19 protein-coding genes and 5 tRNA genes are annotated in these 19,824 nt (G+C 43.7%); 16 read left to right on the forward strand and 8 right to left on the reverse strand.

From position 1 onward, the window contains the following. Positions 1–43: 43 nt before the first annotated feature. Positions 44–763, forward strand: a complete 720-nt coding sequence (gene phoU, locus NI470_RS06315) for a phosphate signaling complex protein PhoU (protein WP_005108465.1) — start codon at positions 44–46, stop codon at positions 761–763. 60 nt (positions 764–823) lie between these two features. Here phoU and NI470_RS06320 read toward each other — a convergent pair whose 3' ends face one another. Then, positions 824–2,626 (reverse strand): ABC transporter ATP-binding protein, encoded by a 1,803-nt coding sequence (locus NI470_RS06320; RefSeq protein WP_253147991.1) that lies wholly within the window; start codon positions 2,624–2,626, stop codon positions 824–826. Positions 2,627–2,777: 151 nt separating this feature from the next. Between NI470_RS06320 and NI470_RS06325 the strand changes: the two genes are divergently transcribed. Next, positions 2,778–3,398 carry an alpha-ketoglutarate-dependent dioxygenase AlkB family protein gene (locus tag NI470_RS06325; RefSeq protein WP_253147990.1) on the forward strand — a complete coding sequence of 207 codons (621 nt, stop codon included), beginning with the start codon at positions 2,778–2,780 and terminating at the stop codon, positions 3,396–3,398. A 63-nt stretch (positions 3,399–3,461) separates the two neighbouring features. On the opposite strand, the gene ruvX is transcribed toward NI470_RS06325, so the two are convergent. Both ruvX and NI470_RS06335 read right to left on the reverse strand, forming a co-directional pair. Beyond that, a complete protein-coding gene (ruvX, locus tag NI470_RS06330; protein ID WP_253138219.1) occupies positions 3,462–3,905 on the reverse strand; it encodes a Holliday junction resolvase RuvX in 444 nt (147 codons plus the stop codon). Continuing rightward, a complete protein-coding gene (locus NI470_RS06335; RefSeq protein ID WP_004281085.1) occupies positions 3,898–4,452 on the reverse strand; it encodes a YqgE/AlgH family protein in 555 nt (184 codons plus the stop codon). The genes ruvX and NI470_RS06335 overlap by 8 nt, the downstream gene beginning before the upstream one ends. A 665-nt stretch (positions 4,453–5,117) precedes the next feature. On the opposite strand from NI470_RS06335, the gene NI470_RS06340 reads away from it, so the two are divergent. From NI470_RS06340 to NI470_RS06355, 4 genes are read left to right on the forward strand one after another with little or no spacing between them, the layout of a single operon-like run. Beyond that, entirely contained in the window at positions 5,118–6,476 is a 1,359-nt protein-coding gene (locus NI470_RS06340; RefSeq protein WP_034438391.1) for a COG3014 family protein, read from the forward strand. A gap of 19 nt (positions 6,477–6,495) precedes the next feature. Next, positions 6,496–6,897, forward strand: a complete 402-nt coding sequence (locus tag NI470_RS06345; RefSeq protein ID WP_005248406.1) for a YcfL family putative periplasmic lipoprotein — start codon at positions 6,496–6,498, stop codon at positions 6,895–6,897. 12 nt (positions 6,898–6,909) lie between these two features. Beyond that, positions 6,910–7,509 (forward strand): penicillin-binding protein activator LpoB, encoded by a 600-nt coding sequence (gene lpoB, locus NI470_RS06350; RefSeq protein WP_005108476.1) that lies wholly within the window; start codon positions 6,910–6,912, stop codon positions 7,507–7,509. Positions 7,510–7,561: 52 nt separating this feature from the next. Further along, positions 7,562–8,548, forward strand: coding sequence for a CsgG/HfaB family protein (locus tag NI470_RS06355; RefSeq protein ID WP_005108477.1), 987 nt, complete (start codon positions 7,562–7,564; stop codon positions 8,546–8,548). A gap of 86 nt (positions 8,549–8,634) precedes the next feature. On the opposite strand, the gene recN is transcribed toward NI470_RS06355, so the two are convergent. Further along, positions 8,635–10,296, reverse strand: coding sequence for a DNA repair protein RecN (gene recN, locus NI470_RS06360; RefSeq protein ID WP_253147989.1), 1,662 nt, complete (start codon positions 10,294–10,296; stop codon positions 8,635–8,637). A 440-nt stretch (positions 10,297–10,736) separates the two neighbouring features. Between recN and ppnP the strand changes: the two genes are divergently transcribed. The 3 genes from ppnP to NI470_RS06375 all read left to right on the forward strand — a co-directional run bounded on the left by ppnP (position 10,737) and on the right by NI470_RS06375 (position 12,877). Continuing rightward, positions 10,737–11,060 carry a pyrimidine/purine nucleoside phosphorylase gene (gene ppnP / locus NI470_RS06365; RefSeq protein WP_004281089.1) on the forward strand — a complete coding sequence of 108 codons (324 nt, stop codon included), beginning with the start codon at positions 10,737–10,739 and terminating at the stop codon, positions 11,058–11,060. Between the two features lie 137 nt (positions 11,061–11,197). After that, positions 11,198–11,947, forward strand: coding sequence for a 23S rRNA (guanosine(2251)-2'-O)-methyltransferase RlmB (rlmB, locus tag NI470_RS06370; RefSeq protein ID WP_005101440.1), 750 nt, complete (start codon positions 11,198–11,200; stop codon positions 11,945–11,947). A 6-nt stretch (positions 11,948–11,953) separates the two neighbouring features. Then, on the forward strand, positions 11,954–12,877 hold the full coding sequence (locus NI470_RS06375; protein ID WP_005108480.1) for a DMT family transporter: 924 nt from the start codon (positions 11,954–11,956) through the stop codon (positions 12,875–12,877). 21 nt (positions 12,878–12,898) lie between these two features. Here the strand turns inward: NI470_RS06375 and coaE are convergent, their stop codons facing one another. The 4 genes from coaE to pilB are packed head-to-tail and all read right to left on the reverse strand — an operon-like array spanning position 12,899 to position 17,330. Next, a complete protein-coding gene (coaE, locus tag NI470_RS06380; RefSeq protein WP_064102364.1) occupies positions 12,899–13,498 on the reverse strand; it encodes a dephospho-CoA kinase in 600 nt (199 codons plus the stop codon). A 1-nt stretch (position 13,499) separates the two neighbouring features. Then, complete coding sequence (locus NI470_RS15770) at positions 13,500–14,360, reverse strand: prepilin peptidase (protein ID WP_276520244.1); 861 nt, start codon at positions 14,358–14,360, stop codon at positions 13,500–13,502. Continuing rightward, positions 14,360–15,589, reverse strand: coding sequence for a type II secretion system F family protein (locus tag NI470_RS06395; RefSeq protein WP_247143108.1), 1,230 nt, complete (start codon positions 15,587–15,589; stop codon positions 14,360–14,362). The genes NI470_RS15770 and NI470_RS06395 overlap by 1 nt, the downstream gene beginning before the upstream one ends. A gap of 31 nt (positions 15,590–15,620) precedes the next feature. Continuing rightward, positions 15,621–17,330, reverse strand: a complete 1,710-nt coding sequence (gene pilB / locus NI470_RS06400) for a type IV-A pilus assembly ATPase PilB (protein WP_253147988.1) — start codon at positions 17,328–17,330, stop codon at positions 15,621–15,623. A 276-nt stretch (positions 17,331–17,606) separates the two neighbouring features. On the opposite strand from pilB, the gene tpiA reads away from it, so the two are divergent. The 7 genes from tpiA to NI470_RS06435 all read left to right on the forward strand — a co-directional run bounded on the left by tpiA (position 17,607) and on the right by NI470_RS06435 (position 19,694). Then, complete coding sequence (tpiA, locus tag NI470_RS06405) at positions 17,607–18,398, forward strand: triose-phosphate isomerase (RefSeq protein ID WP_005094392.1); 792 nt, start codon at positions 17,607–17,609, stop codon at positions 18,396–18,398. Positions 18,399–18,411: 13 nt separating this feature from the next. Continuing rightward, entirely contained in the window at positions 18,412–18,741 is a 330-nt protein-coding gene (gene secG / locus NI470_RS06410; RefSeq protein ID WP_222110695.1) for a preprotein translocase subunit SecG, read from the forward strand. A gap of 53 nt (positions 18,742–18,794) precedes the next feature. Continuing rightward, positions 18,795–18,879 (forward strand) — tRNA-Leu (locus tag NI470_RS06415). A 54-nt stretch (positions 18,880–18,933) separates the two neighbouring features. Further along, positions 18,934–19,010, forward strand: a tRNA-Met gene (locus NI470_RS06420). Positions 19,011–19,090: 80 nt separating this feature from the next. Beyond that, a tRNA-Met gene (locus NI470_RS06425) sits at positions 19,091–19,167 on the forward strand. A 68-nt stretch (positions 19,168–19,235) separates the two neighbouring features. After that, positions 19,236–19,312, forward strand: a tRNA-Met gene (locus tag NI470_RS06430). Positions 19,313–19,617: 305 nt separating this feature from the next. Next, positions 19,618–19,694 (forward strand) — tRNA-Met (locus NI470_RS06435). The last annotated feature ends 130 nt before the right edge of the window (positions 19,695–19,824 follow it).

Genomic DNA, 19,824 nt, shown 5'->3' on the forward strand with positions numbered 1-19,824 from the left:
TTATTATTGATCATTGTCCTCTATCGTTCAGGAGTAGCTTTCCTTGTGTCCAAATAATCCTGTATTAAGTCATCACATTTCTTCGCAATTTAATGAAGAACTGCAGGACGTAAATACCAAATTCATGACGATGGGCGGACTGGTAGAACAGCAGGTAGCTAATGCCATTCATGCCTTATTGGACACAGATGTCTCAATGGCAGTAGATGTGCAGTTTCAAGACAATGTCGTCAATCAGATGGAACGAGATATTGATGAAGCGCTGACCCTGATTCTGGCGCGCCGTCATCCTGCCGCGATTGATTTACGTATGGTGCTTGCCATGTCCAAGGCCAATACCGATCTGGAACGGATTGGCGATGAAGCCTCGAAAATAGGCCGAATTGCACAAAGCTTATGTGAAGAGGGCGGCTCACCGCGCGGTTATATGGAAACCCGGCATATTGGCAACCAGGTGCGGGTGATGATTCATGATGCACTGGATGCTTTTGCGCGTCTGGATGTAGATCAAGCTTTGAAGGTCATGTTGGCAGATGCGGATATTGACCGTGAGTATCAATCAGCCACACGTACGCTTATGACTTATATGATTGAAGATCCGCGGCATATCAGTCGTGTCATCAATGTATTATGGGTGCTGCGTTCGCTAGAAAGAATTGGCGATCATGCCCGGAATATTTCGGAACAGGTGATCTATATGGTCAAAGGTTTTGATGTGCGTCATACCAGCGTTGAAGAAATTGAACAGAAAGTTCAGCGTTAAACGTTCCAGACTTAAATAAAAAAACCTCCAGCTCGGAGGTTTTTTATTGGGATAGAAAAGCTAACTATGAGTTTCTTCCTCAGCATCATCTTCAAAAGTTTTGGCAATTTTTTCAATATTCAGGCTTTTGGCCATCGCATCAAAGATTTCCTTATATACGCCTTGCTGATGATAAAGCTGGTCGTGTTCACCATGTTCGGCAATCGTTCCTTCTTTCATTACATAGGTATAATCCGCATCAATAATCTGCGACAGGCTATGCGAAATGATGATCACGGTACGGCCTTGCTTGATCTGGTCCAGACTTTGTTTGATCTGTTCCGTGGCAATTGCATCCAGACTCGCCGTCGGTTCATCCAGAAAAATGATTGGTGGATTTTTCAGGAACATCCGTGCCAAGGCAATCCGTTGCTGCTGGCCGCCAGACAGCATCAAGGCATCGCTGTCATAGCCATCCGGTAACTGTAAAATCTGCTCATGAATCGAGGCTTTTTCTGCCGCCTCAATTACATCTTCCATTGAGGCAGTAGTTTTGCCGTAACGGATATTGTCAAAGATGGTGCCCTGAAAAATATGGTTTTTTTGTAAGACCAGACCAATATGATCGCGTAGATATTGGGTGTCATAATCTTTCAGGTCAATGCCATCCAGTTTGATCTGGCCTTGCTGTGGTTCATAAAATTTATCCAGCAAACTGATCAGGGTGGATTTTCCGGCACCCGATAAGCCCACCAAGGCGGTAATTTTATTGGGACGAATTTCCATATCAATATCTTTCAGGGCATGGTGGCCGTTTGGATAATAAAAATTCACGCCACTCAGTTCAAATTTTCCTTGGACAATCGGTTTCTGCTGACCGCTTTGTTCAATTTCATCATCGGCTTCCAGAATCTTGAAAAAGCTTTCTGAATAGATCATGGCATCATTCACTTCATCATAAATCCGGTGCAGGGATCGAATTGGGGCAGAGACATTATTAAATAGCAGCACATGAAACATGATCATACCGATACTCATCTGGCCATCCAGCACAAAGTAGGAGGTTAAAATAATGATCAGTACAATCCCGATCTGTTCCAGAAAAGTTTTCAGGCCATCAAACAGGAAACTGGTCTGGCGGGTTTTCATCTGATTGTCGGTCAGTTCACGCTGTAATCCCAACTGCTTTTCCGATTCAATCGATTCGCGGTTAAAGGATTTGATCACGGTAATCGAGTTGATGATGCTGAGAATGCCCTGACTTTTTTTCTCCCGGCCATCGCGAAGACTGCGGCGCCAGCCCCCGAGCTTTTGCGCCTGTTTATAGGTCAGCCAGAAATAGATCGGAACAATGGCAGTTGCAACCAGACCGACATAGACATTGGCATAGTACATTAGCCCCAAAGCCACAATGGCACTGGTAAATAACGGTAAAATATCTATAAAGAAGATCTGTACCAGGCGGGTCAGTGAGCCAATGCCACGGTCAATCCGGGTCTGTAATTTACCGGCCTGGTTATTTTCCTGATTAAAAAACGCCAGACGATATTTTAAAAACTTTTCAATAATCCCCTGGGCCAAATCCTGAGAGACAAAAATCCGCAGTTTCTCTCCATAGAACTTCTGCCCAAACTGGACAAAGGCATTGATAATTTCTTTGCCTAGCAAAATCGCCGAAATCGTGATCAGAATATGCCAGCCTTGCTCCAGTCCTTGACCTGCTTCGAGTAGCGAATTGATGCTGTCGACCGCATATTGCAAGGTAATGGCATTGACCTGTGCGGTGAATGAACCAATCAGGGTCAGAATCAGCGTGGCAATTACCAGCAACCGATAAGGCTGAACAAAGGGTCGAAGTTTCTGAAACAGCTGCCATAAGTTCATAAAAGGATTATTTTTATTGTGAAAGTTGAATTCAGTCTAGGCAGGAATTAGGCTAGCCACAAGCATAAATGTTGTAGTCATTTGTGAAGAGCAGTTGTAATCCTTTAGGTCGAATGTCAGTATTTTCATGTGGATACTGGATCTGATTGATATGACGCTCGATTTATTTGCACCCCAGCCGCAAGCCAATGTATTACCTTTTGATGGGGTAGTAGAAGATTATGGCCTGATTTTGGATCAGATACAAAGCCAACAGTATCTACAGCATTTTCTCAGTCAGCTGGCCTGGCAACATGATGAAGTGCATTTATTTGGCAAGCACCATGTCACCGGCCGCCAGGTGGTCTGGTATGGCGATGAACATTATCAGTATCGTTATTCTGGTACGCTCAAACAAGCTCAGGTATGGACACCCGGATTATTCCGTTTAAAGCAGCATATTGAAATTCTGGTCGGTCATCCATTTAATTCCTGTCTAGCCAATTTGTATGAAGATGGTTCTCAAGGCTTGGGCTGGCATAGTGATGATGAGCCGGCGTTATATACAGGTACTTCTCGGGAAAATGTCATTGCCTCTCTGAGTCTGGGAGCTACCCGCAAAATGAGTTTTAAGCATAAAATTTGTAGCGATAAAGTCGATGTGCTGTTACATAGTGGGCAGTTAATTGTGATGCGTGGCGCGACACAGCAACACTGGAAGCACAGTATCAGCAAAACCAGTAAAGTTTTAACGCCAAGAATTAACCTGACTTTTCGTTATTTTTATCCTTAAGAAGCATTTTGGAGCATAAAAAAGCACCCTGAAGGATGCTGATTTAAAAATTTTCAAAACAGATTAAGGCGTGATCCCGGCAGGATGACGATACCAGCTTTCGATCAACAAGGCAGCCGCAATACTGTCAGCGGATAGTTTCTTGCCGCGACCTTGAGCCTGATAATGCTCCAGTTCATCGCGTGCTTCACGGGTGGTCAGACGTTCATCCACCATCCAGGTTTCAATATTGGTCTGATGACGTAAACGGCGGGCAAATTTTCGCGCCCGTGTCGATAGTTCGGATTCACTATCATCCATATTCAGCGGCAAACCGACCAGAAATAAATTCGGTTGATGGCTTTTCACGATTTTGAGCAGTTCATCCCAGTTGGGGATACCATCTTTCATGGGAAATAAGGGCAGTGGATTGGCACTTGCAATCAGGGATTGTCCAACCGACATTCCCATTTTTTGTGTACCAAAATCAAACGCCATAATGGTGTATGGCGCGTTTACATCAAGCATGTCCAATCTCGGAAGATAACCAGTTGCGGTCTACACCCATTTTTTTATAGGCAGCATCCCAACGGTCGTTATAAGGTAAGTTAAAAATCAGATCCATATCGGAATCACAAATCAGCCAGTCACCACGGGCAATTTCCTGTTCCAGCTGATGCTTGCCCCAGCTGGCATAACCGAGGGCAATCTGATAGCGACCGACACCTTCATTATGCGCAATCGCATCCAGAATATCTTTGGAGGTGGTAATGCAGACATTTTCACCCACGGCAATGGAGGAGTGCCAGGTCGGCTGACCGGTATGTAAGACAAAGCCGGCCTCAGGGCGCAAAGGGCCACCTTGCAATACTTCATGCGGATTGACATTATCTGCTTCAATATCCAGATCATTCAGCAATTCTTTAATTTGAATGCCGGCAGGTCGATTGATAATGATGCCTTGGGCACCATCTTCATCATGACGAGCGAGATAAATGACCGTCTGGGCAAAAAAATCATCATTCGCATGCGGCGGTGCAATCAGACAACGATGTGTCAGAAACTGTTTGGTCACCTGAGCAGTTCTCCCAAAGTCAGTATGCTATGCAGTCTGAAAAAGTGAAGCATGGCCTACGGGCCTAATTGTAATCACTCAAACAGCGGCTTTCTTCCTGCTAGTTATCCCATAAAATGCTTAGGCTGACAACTTGGATATGGGGTAAATCAGGCATGAACAGGTTAAGGCCGGTTTTAAAATTCCTTTTAAAAAGACCTTCAGTGATTTTATTTAAATGATGGGAGGTAGTTTTAAGCGTTTTTTATTTATGCTAAAACAGCCAGATAAACCGAGTAAAAACTTACTTAAATTTTAATAAAAAATATTAAATATATTGTGGTGGAATGAATTAAATAATAACAATACATCATTCATGGTTAAAAGTAGACTATATATAGTTTCTTGCTTTTAAATAGAATTTATCTGAAAACTAAAGGTAAGGTATTACAATCTCAGCTCATTAATTAAGCTCTAACTATATTTCGATACATAGTTTCTAGTGATTAAAAAATGGTCAATATTAGATAACAAACTATAATATTTGTTTATTTATGTAATAAATTTGCGATATATTGTACAGAATATTTCAATTATTATACAAAATATACATATTGAAACCATATTGCTTTGTTCGTAGAATGCAGAAATTTTCATCTTTAATTTATTTTTTTAATGGGGTTGTTATGCATCATATTTTAAAAGGGACTTTAATTTCTGCGCTATTTTCTGTGTCAGTCACTTCACAGGCAGCAGTATTTAGTAGTTATAATGAAGAAGGTAGTTTTTTCCGTAGTCATTTGAATAGCGCTTTATCTGAAAACCTCATTACTCAGTTTAAGGACAAAGCTGATTCAAAGGATGGAGTTTTATATTTACTTGAACAAGCCCGCTTATTACAAGTTAACCATCAATATGAAGAAAGCCGAGATTATTATAAGCAAGCCTTTACGCTGTTAGAAAAACAAAAAAATCGGGCCAAAATTAGTGTGTCCCGAATGGGGTTTAAGGCTCTTGCCATGGTCAGCAATGACTCTGTAGTGCCTTATCTGGTACCAGCACATGAGCAGGTGCTGGCGCATATTTCCCAAGCTAAAAACTATATTTTCTTAAAGGATCTGGAAGCTGCTGCGGTAGAAATGCGCGTGGCTCAGGGCCTCCAGCGTGAAATCGAATTGTTGCACCAAAAAGAACTAGAAAAGAAAAAAGACAAAGTAGCTAAAAACACGGAAGCAGAGAAGAATCTAAGTGTGCTGGATGAAGCTTTTGTTGGTCTGGACCCCATAGCCGGCAAGATTAAGAACAGCTATCAGAATGCCTACGCTTTTTATATGGCAGCCAATTTATGGGAAACCTTGGGTGAATACAATGATGCCTTGGTTGATTATAAGAAAGCTTATGAGTTACAACCAGATAAGCAAATTTCCGAAGACGTGAAACGTCTGGATCAACTGGTCACACAGCATAAGAAGGGTAGTGTTCCGGTGATTGTATTTATCGAACAGGGAATTGTACCGCAAAAGGTGGAAAATAAAATTGATGTCCCTACACCGGGCGGTTTAATCAATATTGCTTTTGCGACCTATGAACCAAGTACCTATGTGATACCAACTAGCCTGAAAGTGAAAGTCAATAATAAAGCTTTACAAGACAGTTATGTGATTAGTGATATTGGTGCTTTGGCCGTCAAGGACCTCAAAGAAAAAATTATGGCGAATGTGAGCAGTCAGGTGCTGCGCGCCACTGCAAAATATGCCGCACAAAAAGAACTTGGTAACCAGTTTGGTGTGTTTGGTCAACTTGCCGGTAACGTCTTAAATATGGCGACTGAGCGTGCTGACTTGCGTGGCTGGAGTACCTTGCCGAGTAATGCCCAGATTGCGCGCTTAAATTTAACGCCGGGCAAACATAATTTACAACTTTCTAGCGGGAGTGTATCTAGCTCTCCAGTCACCCTAGATGTGAAAGCCAATCAAACAGTGTTTGTCTATGCCCATCATGTTAATGACAAAATTACGGCTAGTGTAAGCACCATTCCACATTAATCATAAATAAGGGAACAATATGAAACGTCAATTTAGCTTTGCTGTACTTGGTTTAGGGGCGCTGTTCATGGTGGGTTGTACCGCACCGAATGCCTTATCTACCCAAACCAATGCCAATAATGAAATGAGTATCCGCACCATTACCAATAATCCGGTATTAACTACGGAAGTCTTTGTGGAACGTGTGAATATGAGCTTGGTTGGTGATTTAAAGCGTGCTTCAATCGCGATCAAAAACCGCCGTTTTAACAATAAAGATTTTAGCTACAAGATTGTTTGGGTGGATGCACAAGGTGTGGAAGTTAATCCTGAAGGTGCCATCTGGAAGCCGATCCAGTTAACCGGACGTGAAACCAAAGGTGTGCAGTCCTTGGCGCCAAATCCATCTGCTGTTGATGTTGTTGTGTATTTGAAAAAATAAGAGAGACTTGAAATGAACGCAAAATTGATTTTCGCCGCATTGGCAACTACGACACTGCTTAGTGGCTGTGCCTCTACTGGTTCAGTAAGTTATGGTGATGCCCAAGCAGTCGAAACCTTAACCACAGACTTTGGTTCAACTGACTTGCAAATGATTGCAGCCAAAATGGTGGATGACATGTTGATGTTCCCGCCAGTGGTGCAAATGACCCAAAACCGCCGTCCGGTCATTGTCCTTGATCGGATTCATAACAAAACCCAGGAACATATCGATACCGAATCGATTACTGACAGTATTCAGAACAAACTAATCAATTCTGGAAAATTTCGTTTTGTTGATATGAAATCGGTGAATGCGGTGGCACAGCAGCTAGCTTATCAAAAGCAAAGCGGTATGGTGAACCAGTCAACAGCAGTACGTGCCGGTGGTCATATTGGTGCCGAATTTATGCTAAATGGCAACTTGTCGAGTATTGTGAAGAATGCCGGTGGCAAGAGTGATGTGTATTACAAGTTCACTTTTAAATTGCAAAACCTGCAAACTGGTATCGTAGAGTGGACTGGCGAGAAAGAAATCCGTAAGGCAGGCAAACGCTCGACTTTTGGTCTGTAATTTCAATGAAGGTCACTGTGCTTTTGGCACAGTGACTGTAGAAGAATATAATATGAAAAAAATATTACTTGCAGGCCTGTTGTCTGGATTGTTGAGTGCTCCGGCCTTTGCAGCCATTAAAGAAGTGGTTAAAGAAGCCAGTGGAAGTGGTCCAACTCAACACCAGGCGATTTCTGAAGCCTTATTAATTGCTGTGCAATCGGTAAATGGTGCTTCAGTTTCTTCCCAAATGAATTATGAAGAGACTGTTTCTGTATCGGTGAATAATCAGGGCTGGAGTTATAACGGTAAAGTTTCACCAGTTTTTAGTGTGGCAAATCAAGGTTCAGGTTCAGTGACCAAGTTTCAGGTGCTGAGTGTGACGGGTGCAAAAAATAATTACCGTGCCAAAGTTCGCGCACATGTGGTGAAGTTTGAATCGACTGTACAAGACCAGCATTTGCGCAGGATTGCAGTATTGCCATTCCAGATGGCCGAGAAAAATAACCGACTGGCCAATGACACATCTGCCTATGAGTTTAGTCAGGAATTATCCGATACTTTAGGAAATTATCTGGCTCAAAGCGGACAGTTGAGTGTGGTAGATCGTCATTATCTGGATGAAATGCAGTCTGAAAATGCATTCCTGTATTGGGATGGTGCACCGCATGAGCTGGCGCGTATCGGTCAGAAAGTTGGAGCAGACTATTTACTGGTGGGACGAATTAATGATCTGTCTAGTGCCAGCCATCAGCAAATGTATGGTTTGAATGCCGGCGCTGAACAAGTGCGTTTAAGCTGGCGTGTCATTGAAGCCAATACCAGTAAAGTGGTAGCAGCGGGCACTTTCAATCGAACTCTGTCTAATTTAATGACACAGAATATTCTGACCAATAGTTTAAATGACAGTACGGCGGATAAAATTGCTCAGGGCTTAAACCCGGAAATTTTACAGGGCTTAAAATTACAGCCTGTACAGTCTCAGACTGGTCAATCTTATGATTCATCACCGGGCTATGAAATGACGCCAGGTTCAAGCGATCAACCTGTAAAATGGTAAGTTAATATTAGTTCGAATGATTTTTAACACATAAAAAATCTCTGACCTAAATGCAGGGATTTTTTATGTGTCGCTTTACAAGTAGCTCAAGCCTGCTGAAATTTCAGCTGACGTAACTGGCGGGCATGTTGCAAGGTGGTTTCACTAATCTCTACACCGCCTGTCATTCTTGCAAGCTCCTGAATAATTTCATTTTCCTCAAGGTCAATGATTGTGCTGCTGGCAGGATCAGTCTGCTGTTTTTTTACCAGTAGATGCTGATCAGATTGTGCTGCCACTTGTGCCTGATGGGTAATACACAGAATCTGTACATGCTGGGCCAGATCGGCCAGTAAACGCCCGACAATCTCTGCGGTACCACCACTAATCCCGACATCAATTTCATCAAAGACCAGCACTTCAGCTTCGGTTTTTTCCGCATTCATAACTTGCATCACTAGCGCAATACGCGAGAGTTCACCGCCTGATGCAACCCGGGCCAAAGGCTGTGCCGGAATGCCTTTATTGGCAGTAAACAGCAATTGAATAAAGCTGAGACCTTCACTAGAGGGATGCTCCAAAGGCTCAAACTTGAACTCAAAATGTGCTTCAGGCAATGCCAGTTGTTTGACCTGCTCAGTGAGCTGCTTGGCCAACGGTGCTGCGGCTTCACGGCGAATCTGATCCAGATGTTGGGCTTTATCCAGAAACTCCTGATAAGAAACCGCGACCTGTTCAGCCAGTGTTTCCGGATCTTCCAGTTGATGCAGCTGTTCTAATTCGGTTTGCCAGGCTTCATATTCTTCTTTGAGTAATTCTGGCTGGGTACGATATTTACGTGCCAGACGATGGAAGATTTCCAAAGTTGAATTCAATACTTCCATACGTTCCGGATCAAAACTTTGCCGATCCATGAACTGGCGTAAATTCGCTGCTGCATCTTCAAGTTCGCTTTGGGCATTCAGCAGGGAAGTATAAATCCCGGAGAGCTGCTCACTGCGTCCGGCATGCGATTCGACCCGACGCATAATTGATGCCAGTTCCTGAGTGATATTCTGTTCAGCTTCATCCAGCACATTCAGACTATAGACACAGTCCTGCATGATGGCTTCATGATGCGAGAGCCGATCAAATTCCTGCTCAATTTCCGGATAATCCGTCTGAACAATTTCTTCTAGTTCTTCGATTTGCAGCTCAAGGGTTTCCAGACGCTGCTTGCGTGTCGCTTGTGCATCCAAAGCTGCTTGATGCTGGCGGATATTTTTTTGCCAAGTGCTATAGGCATCACGTACTTCTTGGGCCGGCGCATAAAAATGATAATAACGATCCAGCCAGTGCTTCGGATAAGGGGGTTCTAATAATTGTTGCTGGCTATGCTGGCTATAGAGTTGTACCAGCAGACGTCCAATTTCTTTCAGTTCAGACAGACTGCTCGGACGTCCATTAATCCATGCCTTGCTACGGCCGGTGGCAAAAATCACCCGGCGTAAATGAATTTCACCTGACTCATCATCCAGTTCATGTTCTTTTAACCAGGCGGCTTCAGGACTGTGTTCCTGATAACTAAAACTGGCGGTGACATCCGCCTTTTCCGTACCATAACGCACATAATTAGTATCGGTTCGCTCACCCAAACAGGCAGACAATGCATCCAGTAAGAGGGATTTACCTGCACCGGTTTCACCGGTTAAAACGTTAAAACCTTTATCAATATCAATAGCAAGATGTTCAGCTAAAGCAAAATTGATCAGAGTTAAATGTGTCAGCATAAACGCATCCGGGCTGCGAAAAGTTTGATTGAAATAGCCTGATGTTGGATTGGGGTCACAACATGGCTGTGATTATTATAAATCAGGACGAATCAATTTCATTCTATCTTAAATTTTAACGATTCATATATGCTTATTTCACTGTATTTTCGCAAGAAGCTGACTCAGAAGTCCGTTAATTCACTGCTGATTTTCATATTTTTGACATCCCCAATCTTTAAATTAATGACTCAATTCAGCTTATTTCAAAAGAGAATGCACAAATCGAAACTGAAGTTCATCTACCAGCAAAATACAGGCCAAAACATCCTACAAATAGAAGGGATTCAGCGATACAGAATATTTTATCGGCGTCGATAAACTTCGATTGATTAGTTGAGGGTGCACATTTAAACTACAGCAATCAAAATATTACAAAATGCTTTATCTGGAGAAATCGCATGTCAGCTCAGTTTGATCATGTATCTGTACTTAAAAAATCTAATGTATATTTCGGCGGGTTGTGTATTAGTCACATTGTACAATTTGAAGATGGGACCAAGAAAACTTTGGGTGTCATTCTGCCATCAGAAAATGCTTTGACCTTTGAAACACATGTTCCTGAGCGCATGGAAATTGTTTCAGGTGAATGCCGTGTGCAGATTGGCGATAGTGAAGAAAGTGAGTTGTTCCGTGCCGGTCAGTCTTTCTATGTGCCGGGCAATAGCCGTTTTAAAATCGAAACCGATGATGTGCTGGACTATGTCTGCCATTTTGAAGGTTAAGTCCAGATTCAAGATCAGTGCAAACCGGGCAAGAAATTTCAGTGCGAATCGGTTAAACTAATCATTCTATAGAAATCCTGTGAAGTCAGCTTTACGGGATTTTTCTTTTGTATATACAACTAATCTAGAGGTCGTTCATGGCAAAACCTGAATATTTTTATGGCGTACATTCAGTGGAGTCATTGTTAGAGCTTGAGCCTGAACGTGTCTTGACATTATTCACTCTCAAAGGACGCGATGATCAGCGTTTAAAGCGTGTACTGGAACTGGCTGAACCGTTTGGGATAAGTGTACAGCAAGCCAGCCGTGACAAACTGGAGAAACTGGCCGGGCAACCCTTTCATCAAGGTGTGGTCGCTGCGGTACGTGCACATCCGACCCTGAATGAAAAAGATCTTGAGTCATTATTGAGCGCAAACCCTCAAGCGTTATTATTGGCTCTGGATCATATTACCGATCCGCATAATCTCGGTGCCTGTATCCGTACAGCCGCTGCAATGGGCGTTGAGGCAGTGATTGCGCCACGTGATCGTTCTGCAACTTTAACCCCGACAGCACGTAAAGTGGCTGCTGGTGGTGCGGACAAAGTCAAATTCATTCAGGTGACCAATCTGGCGCGTACTTTGGGTCAAATCAAAGAAGATTTTAATGTTCGTGTGGTTGGTACCATGCTGGATGAAAAAGCGCTGCCGATTCAGAATTTTGATTTTACCGGTACCGGGGTTTGTGTGGTGATGGGTGCGGAAGATACCGGCCTACGTCCAATTACCCAAAGCCAATGTGATCAGACCGTGTATATCCCGATGGCAGGTAATCTGCAAAGTCTGAATGTCAGTGTGGCTACAGGTATGGCACTGTATGAAGCCTGCCGTCAGCGTAACCTTTAATTGATGATGGCATTGTCAGACCGTACCCAAGGCTATGTTTTTTTAGTTGTTACCATGTGCATCTGGGGCGGTTTTACCTTAACGGCCCGCCTGAATGCACTTTGGCAGATCAGTGCCTGGGATATTGTGGCCTTGCGTTTTTCTCTGGCCTTCCTGATTCTGATGCCGATCTTGCTCTATCGTAAAGAGGCCGCTTTTTTACTGAAAAAAGAGCCTTTTATTTTAGCGATGATTGGTGGGGTGATTTACTGCCTGTTTGCCTATAGCGCTTTTCACTACGCACCTACCGCCCATGCTGCAATTTTCTTGAATGGCTGTATTCCAATCTGTACCGCGATTATGGCTTTTTTTCTGATGGGGCAGGCTTTTGATAAACATACCTGGGCCAGCCTGATCATTATGATCGTCGTACTATGTCTCATGAGTATGCTGATGTATAGGGAAACTGGTGTGGCCTTTGGAGCAGGAGACGGACTGTTTTTTATTAGTGCTATACTTTGGGCGATTTTTACCGTTTTATTGCGTAAATATCAGCTAACTGCATGGCAGGCAATGTGTGGTGTCGCGATCTGGTCGGCAGTGGTTTATGTGCCGATTTATCTGCTATTTTTACCGAAAAACCTGAGTGTGCCTGAACCCGAGCATTTACTGTTTCAGACCATTTTTCACGGCATATTTGTGGTGATTATTGCTACTTTAAGTTATGTAGAAGCCATCAAGCGTCTTGGTGCATTTAAGGCAGGCAGTATTACCAATCTTGCACCTTTTATTGCGGCAATTCTGGCTGTACCTTTATTAAATGAAACTTTAAGTCTGGCCATGGTGTGTGGCCTGATGGGTATGGCAGTTGGGGCCTTACAGCCGTGGCGCTGGTTACAGCATCAGGACAGTCTAAGCCGAAAATTAGCAGAACAAAAAAAACAGTCTTAATCAGACTGTTTTTTTTATGCTTCAGCTGGCTGCCATGTTTAAATATTTTTGATGTAATAGTCTGAGATGAGCATAGAGATGATCCAGATGACCATCATTTAGGACAATATCATCGGCCATGGTCTGCTTTTGTTCGCGGGACATTTGGGCAGCAATGATATTGCGAATTTGTTCGATATTCTGGCCGTCACGTTGTGAGGCCCGCTCAATTTGCAGTTCGATGGTGGCGTCAATCAGTAAGGTATGCTGGGTGAGTTCGTGCTGATTGGTCTCAAATAGTAGTGGTGAAACCAGAATGGCATAGGGACTTTGCGCAGCATGTAGTTGCTGGATAATGGAAGTACGAATTGCCGGATGGGTAATACTTTCCAGAGTTTTGCGTGCTTCAGGAGACTGGAAGATATATTCACGCAGGGCACGACGATTCAGTGAGCCATCGGCAAGCAGTACCCAATCGCCAAAAGCCTGCTGAATCTGGGTAAGTGCAGGCTGCCCAATTTCGACCACTTCACGCGCTACCACATCGGCATCGACTACCGTGATCCCTTGTGCTTCAAACCACTGACTGGCAGCAGACTTGCCACTGCCAATCCCACCAGTTAAACCGAGTACAAATTTCAATTTATTGACCTAAATACACTTTCATAATTTGTTCACCCCAAAGGAAAGCGATCCAGCCGGCAATCGCAATATAAGGACCAAAAGCAAAAGGCTGATTTTCCTTGCGGACTTTTAGCAGGATGATGCCAATAATCGCACCTACCAGGGAAGACAGCAGCACAATTAAAGGCAGTAATAATGGACCCATCCAGGCACCCAAAGCGGCTAGCAATTTAAAATCGCCATAACCCATGCCTTCCTTGCCGGTAATGATTTTAAACAGGTAATACACCACCCATAGACACAGAAAACCAATGATATACCCCCAAATGGCAGAGCTTGGGGAGGTATAGAGTGCATAACTATTTACCCCCAAACCTAGTGCAGCCAGGGGCAGGGTATAACGGTCCGGTAATAACTGGGTATCAAAATCAATAAAGGTTAGCGCAATCAGCACATAAGTCAGGATCAGGCCAAACAGCATTTGCATTGTCGGGCCAAATACTGCGACGACAAGCAGTGCACAAACTGCCGTCAGAATTTCAACAAATGGATAGCGGATACTGATGGGATTCTGGCAGTTGCTACATTTTCCGCGCAGGACCAGCCAGCTGATAACGGGAATATTCTGGTACCAGCGGATTGGCTGATGACATTTAGGACAAGTCGAAGCGGGTTTGCTTAAACTTAATTTAGTTTTATCAATCACCGGCTGTTCCGGATGCAAGAACATCTGACAATCGGTACGCCATTCCTGTTCCATCATCTTGGGCGTACGGTAAATCACTACATTCAGAAAGCTGCCGATACATAAACTAAAAAGCCCAACTGCGATATACAGCGCCGTTGGGTTTTGAATAAAATATTGAATAAGATCTTGCATTAAACCACAGAACCCATTTGGAAAATTGGAAGGTACATGGCGATCACTAGACCACCGACAAGCACACCAAGAACAGCCATAATTAACGGCTCCATCATCGAAGTTAAGCCGTCAACTGCATTGTCGACTTCATTTTCATAATGCGTGGCTACTTTGTCCAGCATGGCATCTAGCGCACCTGACTCTTCACCAATTGCGACCATTTGGATAGCCATGGAAGGAAACTTGTTGGTGACCCGCATAGCAAACTGCAGCTGTTGGCCTGTGGCAACATCTTCACGAATTTTCATCACAGCATCTTCATATACGACGTTATTGGTTGCGCCCGCAGTAGATTCCAATGCATCAATCAAGGGCACACCAGCTGCAAAAGTGGTGGCCAAAGTACGGCTATAACGGGCAATAATTGCTTTATACACCAGATCCCCGAAAATCGGTGCTTTGAGTGCGGCCTTATCCAGAAAATCACGGAATTTTTTACTACGTTTCTTGGCTTCAAGAAAAGCGGTAATCAAAGCGCCAATGGCAATAATCAGCAGGAACCAATATTTTTGCATCCATTCCGACATATTGACTACCATTTTGGTGAAAGCAGGCAGGTCGGCGCCAAATGAAGAGAATAAGTCCTGGAAAACCGGTACCACTTTAACCATCAAGATAATGGTAACAATCAGGGCGACCACAACCACCGCAGCCGGATACTTCATGGCTTTTTTGATTTTTTGCTTGAGCAGTTCGCTTTTTTCTTTATAGATTGCGACCCGATCCAGCATGGTTTCTAGCGCACCGGATTGTTCACCAGATTCGACCAGTGAACAGAACAGGTTGTCGAAATATTGTGGGTATTTGCGCAGTGCACCGGCAAAGGTATTACCGCCTTCTACTTCACCTTTAATTCCCAGTACAACTTCACGCATCGCTGGATTTTCCAGACCTTCTGCGACAATTTCAAAGCCTTGCACCAGTGGCACACCGGCTTTCATCATGGTCGCCAACTGTCGGGTAAAAATCGTAATATCTAGTGTACTAACACGTTTTTTCATCAAGCCTTCGAGAATATTTTTTTTCTTTTCCCGAATGGTCTTGATGCTGATGCCTTGTTTTCGCAGGGTGACCTTGGCCAAAGCCATATTTTTTGCTGGCAATTCCCCCTTGATCTTTGCCCCCTTACGATCAATTCCTTCATAGCTGAAGATCGGCATCATCTGGCCTTTCTTTACTGCTGCCATACCTTTATCCTTATTTTAGATCAGCATCCGATCATTCGCTGGTGACACGATTGACTTCCTGTAAAGAAGTCACCCCCTGCATCACCTTGATTAAACCTGACCGGCGTAAATTGTTAAAACCTGCACGTGCGGAAGCATCGGCAATTTCAAGTGCATTACCGTCCTCCATAATAATTCTGGAAATTTCGGGCGTTACTTTCATAACTTCATAAATACCGACACGACCTTTATAGCCTTCGCGACACTCATTGCAGCCCACCGGTTCATAAATTTGGAACTCAGGTTGCTGCAAGTCGGTTTCGGTAAAACCCATCTCCAGTAAGCTTTGTTGCGGAATATCGGCAGGTTTCTTGCATTGCGAACACAGGCGACGTGCCAACCGTTGTGCAATGACTAGGTTCACCGAAGTGGCAATATTGAAAGAAGGCACCCCCATATTGCGTAAACGGGTCAAAGTCTCAGGCGCACTATTGGTATGCAGCGTCGACATCACCATATGACCGGTCTGCGCAGCTTTAATCGCAATCTCGGCAGTTTCCAGATCCCGGATCTCACCGACCATGACGATATCCGGGTCTTGACGTAAGAAGGACTTCAGTGCGGCAGAGAAGGTCAGGCCAACTTTATTATTAACGTTGACCTGATTAATCCCTTGCAAGTTAATCTCGACCGGATCTTCCGCTGTGGAAATATTGGTATCTTCACGATTCAGGATATTCAAACCGGTATAAAGTGAAACGGTTTTACCGGAACCCGTCGGGCCGGTAATTAGCAGCATCCCTTGTGGTTTGTCCAGTGCCTGCATAAACAGTTCTTTTTGTTCCGGTTCATAACCCAATGCATCAATCCCCAGCATCGCACTGGATGGATCCAGAATACGCAGTACCAGCTTCTCACCAAACAGTGTAGGGAGAGAGTTGACACGGAAATCAATGGCTTTGTTTTTGGATAATTTTAGTTTAATTCGACCATCTTGCGGTACCCGTTTTTCAGAAATGTCCATTTGCGACATGACTTTAAGACGCGAAGACAAGCGATTTGCCAGCTGTAGTGGTGGTGTTGCAATCTGGCGTAATACACCATCGACCCGGTAACGTACCCGATAGATTTTTTCATAAGGTTCAAAGTGTAGATCTGAAGCGCCCATACGGATCGCATCAATTAGTAATTTATTAATATATTTAACAATAGGGGCTTCTTCACCCTTGTTACTGTCATCCTCTTCTTTATTCGGATCAGCAGATTCGACATCAACATCTAAGTCAAAGTCTTCATCAAACTCAAACGTGCTTTCTTCGGTAAAATTCTGCTCGATCAGTTTTTCAAGTTTATTGTGTTCAACAATAATGGTTTCAATATTGAGTTTGGTAGAAAAACGGACTGCATCAATTGCTTCGATATTGGTGGGGTTACTGGTCGCAACATATAAAATACTGGAATTTTTAAAAATTGGCAGGATGCGATGCTTGGTAATCAGCTTTTCATCAATCGCATCCCGCAAAATTTGGGCAGGATCATAGGCACTGATATCAAACAGCGGTTCGCCAAATTCAACTGAAATCGTTTCAGCAATGACGGTCGGAGAAAGCTGCTGCTGGTTAATCAGCTCCGCCACAATATCTATTTTTTCTTGCTTGGCATGTGCCAAAGCACTGCGCATATCTTCAGCCGAGATGACGCCTTCCTCGACCAAACGACGAATAAATCCGGTAAATCTTGGCGACCCCTGTAATGCTGTCATGCTCAAATGCCTATAAATCAAATTTTTTTAATTGCTATATTAAAATTATACGTTTGTTACGTAAAAATACCATAGCTAAGAGTGCTGCTACCTTCCTCATATCCAGTAAAACTTTGAACTGGTTAGAAGAAGTTCCCATTTTTTTAAGTGATAACAAAAAACAACCATTTTGAATAGTCTAAACCGAGAATAAGTGATAAGAAAACTATTCTTTAAATTTTCCAATTCCGTGTAGAATGTGCCCAATTCGAAATATGTAAATAAAATAGGTTAATTATGTCAGTTTCGACGATTACCCCTTGGGTAATAGGTAACTGGAAAATGAATCCGCTGCAGGCAGATGCATTAACACTGGTGCACGGTATTAAAAATTTACTGGAAACTGCACCAATCGCCGCAGATAAATGTCATATCGGTGTAGCCCCGATTGCTCTTGCCCTGACCCAGATTCAGGCGGAACTGTCATCTGCGACTCGTCCTGTTTACACTGTAGCACAAGATGTTTCACGTATTTCAGGAACGGGTGCTTATACCGGTGAAGTGAGCGCTGAATTATTGCAAGACAGCCAGATTCATTATGTACTAATTGGTCATTCTGAGCGTCGTGAAGTTTTCGCAGAAAACGCAGAAGTTCTGAATGCCAAAATCAAGCATGCATTAACTGCCGGTTTAACGGTGATTTACTGCGTGGGTGAAAGCCTGGAACAACGTGAAGCAGGGCAGGCTGAAGCGGTCGTATTGCAACAGATCTGTGATATTGCAGCGGTAGTGGACGCTGAGCAATGGAAAAATATCGTGATTGCTTATGAGCCGATCTGGGCAATTGGTACCGGTAAAACCGCCTCTCCTGAAGATGCACAAGCCATGCATGCACAAATCCGTCAAGGTTTGAGCCAGATCACTGGCTATGGTGCAACCATGGCGATTTTATATGGTGGTAGTGTCAAGCCGGAAAATGCAGTAGAGTTAGCAGCCTGCCCGGATATCAATGGAGCACTGGTCGGTGGTGCATCACTCAATGCTGAGTCGTTCCATAAAATTGCTCACGCATTTGCAAATACACAATAATTAGGAGTTCAGCATGCAAACTTTTGTGCTGGTAGTACATATTATCTTAGCTGTTTTGATGATTGTCTTGATTTTGGTTCAGCATGGTAAAGGTGCAGATGCTGGTGCCTCTTTCGGTGGCGGTGGTGCGGCGACGGTATTCGGAGCATCGGGTTCGGGTAATTTCATGACCCGTTTGACTGCCATTTTAACGGCGCTATTTTTTATAACCAGTCTGACTTTGGCTGTTTTGGCCAAAAAAGAAAGCACAAATGCCTACAGTTTGGGAGCAGTTCAATCTGCGCCGGCCACGCCTGTGCAATCGAATGAAACTTCACCAACTGCACCAGAAACGACCGAATAGTTTTAATTAGTCCTTTCTTTTTTGCAGTGATGCGACTAGAATGCGACACAGCTGCGGTGGTGGTGGAATTGGTAGACACGCTACCTTGAGGTGGTAGTGCTTTCGGGCGTGGGGGTTCAAGTCCCCCCTTCCGCACCAACTTATAATCCAGAAATTTAAGTTGGTGTATGCAGCTGAAAAAACTTCTGTTGATGCGGGATGGAGCAGTCTGGTAGCTCGTCGGGCTCATAACCCGAAGGTCGTTGGTTCAAATCCAGCTCCCGCTACCAATCAATCCTTTTAGAAGACGCAAACTTTCAAGAGGCAGCTTAAACAGGTTTTAAGTTGAGAAATTTAATTTGCATGTTGTTGCGGGATGGAGCAGTCTGGTAGCTCGTCGGGCTCATAACCCGAAGGTCGTTGGTTCAAATCCAGCTCCCGCTACCAATCTTTTAAAGATGCAAACTTTAAAAGCAGTTTAAGTCTTTTAAACTGAAATGTTATTTGCACGCTGATGCGGGATGGAGCAGTCTGGTAGCTCGTCGGGCTCATAACCCGAAGGTCGTTGGTTCAAATCCAGCTCCCGCTACCATTTAAATAGTTTGGTAAACGTTATTTATAGATTTAGTTGATTGCTTGTCGGGCTCAACTCTCTATAAGCTAGCGAAGGTCGTTGGTTCAAATCCAGCTCCCGCTACCATTTTAAATGGTTTGGTAAGTGTTATTTATAGATCTAGTTGATGGCCTGTCGGGCTCAACCCTCTATAAACTGGCGAAGGTTGTTGGTTTACATCCGGCTCACACTACCAATTTTTCAGTGACAGATGACAAATATGCAGAATGATGTGGTTTTGATTGAAAAGTTCTCATCTTTTGTATATAATTTTTGCACGTTGATGCGGGATGGAGCAGTCTGGTAGCTCGTCGGGCTCATAACCCGAAGGTCGTTGGTTCAAATCCAGCTCCCGCTACCAAGTTTCTAAAAAGAGGCTCACAACAAGGTGGGCCTTTTTGCACAGTGGGATTTGAAAAAATCTTAAATTGTGCATTAATTGGGGCGATTTACGCCCTTTTTTATTGGCTATCGTGTAGTGTCGACATTAT

This window comes from Acinetobacter lwoffii (assembly GCF_024129115.1).
GTDB lineage: Bacteria > Pseudomonadota > Gammaproteobacteria > Pseudomonadales > Moraxellaceae > Acinetobacter > Acinetobacter lwoffii_T.

What these genes read in the sequence shown, in the direction of transcription:
- NI470_RS06320 (WP_253147991.1), bottom strand. Translation starts at nt 2,626, where the DNA reads ATGAACTTATGGCAGCTGTTTCAGAAACTTCGACCCTTTGTTCAGCCT.
- NI470_RS06325 (WP_253147990.1), top strand. Translation starts at nt 2,778, where the DNA reads ATGACGCTCGATTTATTTGCACCCCAGCCGCAAGCCAATGTATTACCT.
- ruvX (WP_253138219.1), bottom strand. Translation starts at nt 3,905, where the DNA reads ATGCTTGATGTAAACGCGCCATACACCATTATGGCGTTTGATTTTGGT.
- NI470_RS06340 (WP_034438391.1), top strand. Translation starts at nt 5,118, where the DNA reads ATGCATCATATTTTAAAAGGGACTTTAATTTCTGCGCTATTTTCTGTG.
- NI470_RS06345 (WP_005248406.1), top strand. Translation starts at nt 6,496, where the DNA reads ATGAAACGTCAATTTAGCTTTGCTGTACTTGGTTTAGGGGCGCTGTTC.
- lpoB (WP_005108476.1), top strand. Translation starts at nt 6,910, where the DNA reads ATGAACGCAAAATTGATTTTCGCCGCATTGGCAACTACGACACTGCTT.
- NI470_RS06355 (WP_005108477.1), top strand. Translation starts at nt 7,562, where the DNA reads ATGAAAAAAATATTACTTGCAGGCCTGTTGTCTGGATTGTTGAGTGCT.
- recN (WP_253147989.1), bottom strand. Translation starts at nt 10,296, where the DNA reads ATGCTGACACATTTAACTCTGATCAATTTTGCTTTAGCTGAACATCTT.
- ppnP (WP_004281089.1), top strand. Translation starts at nt 10,737, where the DNA reads ATGTCAGCTCAGTTTGATCATGTATCTGTACTTAAAAAATCTAATGTA.
- rlmB (WP_005101440.1), top strand. Translation starts at nt 11,198, where the DNA reads ATGGCAAAACCTGAATATTTTTATGGCGTACATTCAGTGGAGTCATTG.
- NI470_RS06375 (WP_005108480.1), top strand. Translation starts at nt 11,954, where the DNA reads ATGGCATTGTCAGACCGTACCCAAGGCTATGTTTTTTTAGTTGTTACC.
- NI470_RS15770 (WP_276520244.1), bottom strand. Translation starts at nt 14,360, where the DNA reads ATGCAAGATCTTATTCAATATTTTATTCAAAACCCAACGGCGCTGTAT.
- NI470_RS06395 (WP_247143108.1), bottom strand. Translation starts at nt 15,589, where the DNA reads ATGGCAGCAGTAAAGAAAGGCCAGATGATGCCGATCTTCAGCTATGAA.
- pilB (WP_253147988.1), bottom strand. Translation starts at nt 17,330, where the DNA reads ATGACAGCATTACAGGGGTCGCCAAGATTTACCGGATTTATTCGTCGT.
- tpiA (WP_005094392.1), top strand. Translation starts at nt 17,607, where the DNA reads ATGTCAGTTTCGACGATTACCCCTTGGGTAATAGGTAACTGGAAAATG.
- secG (WP_222110695.1), top strand. Translation starts at nt 18,412, where the DNA reads ATGCAAACTTTTGTGCTGGTAGTACATATTATCTTAGCTGTTTTGATG.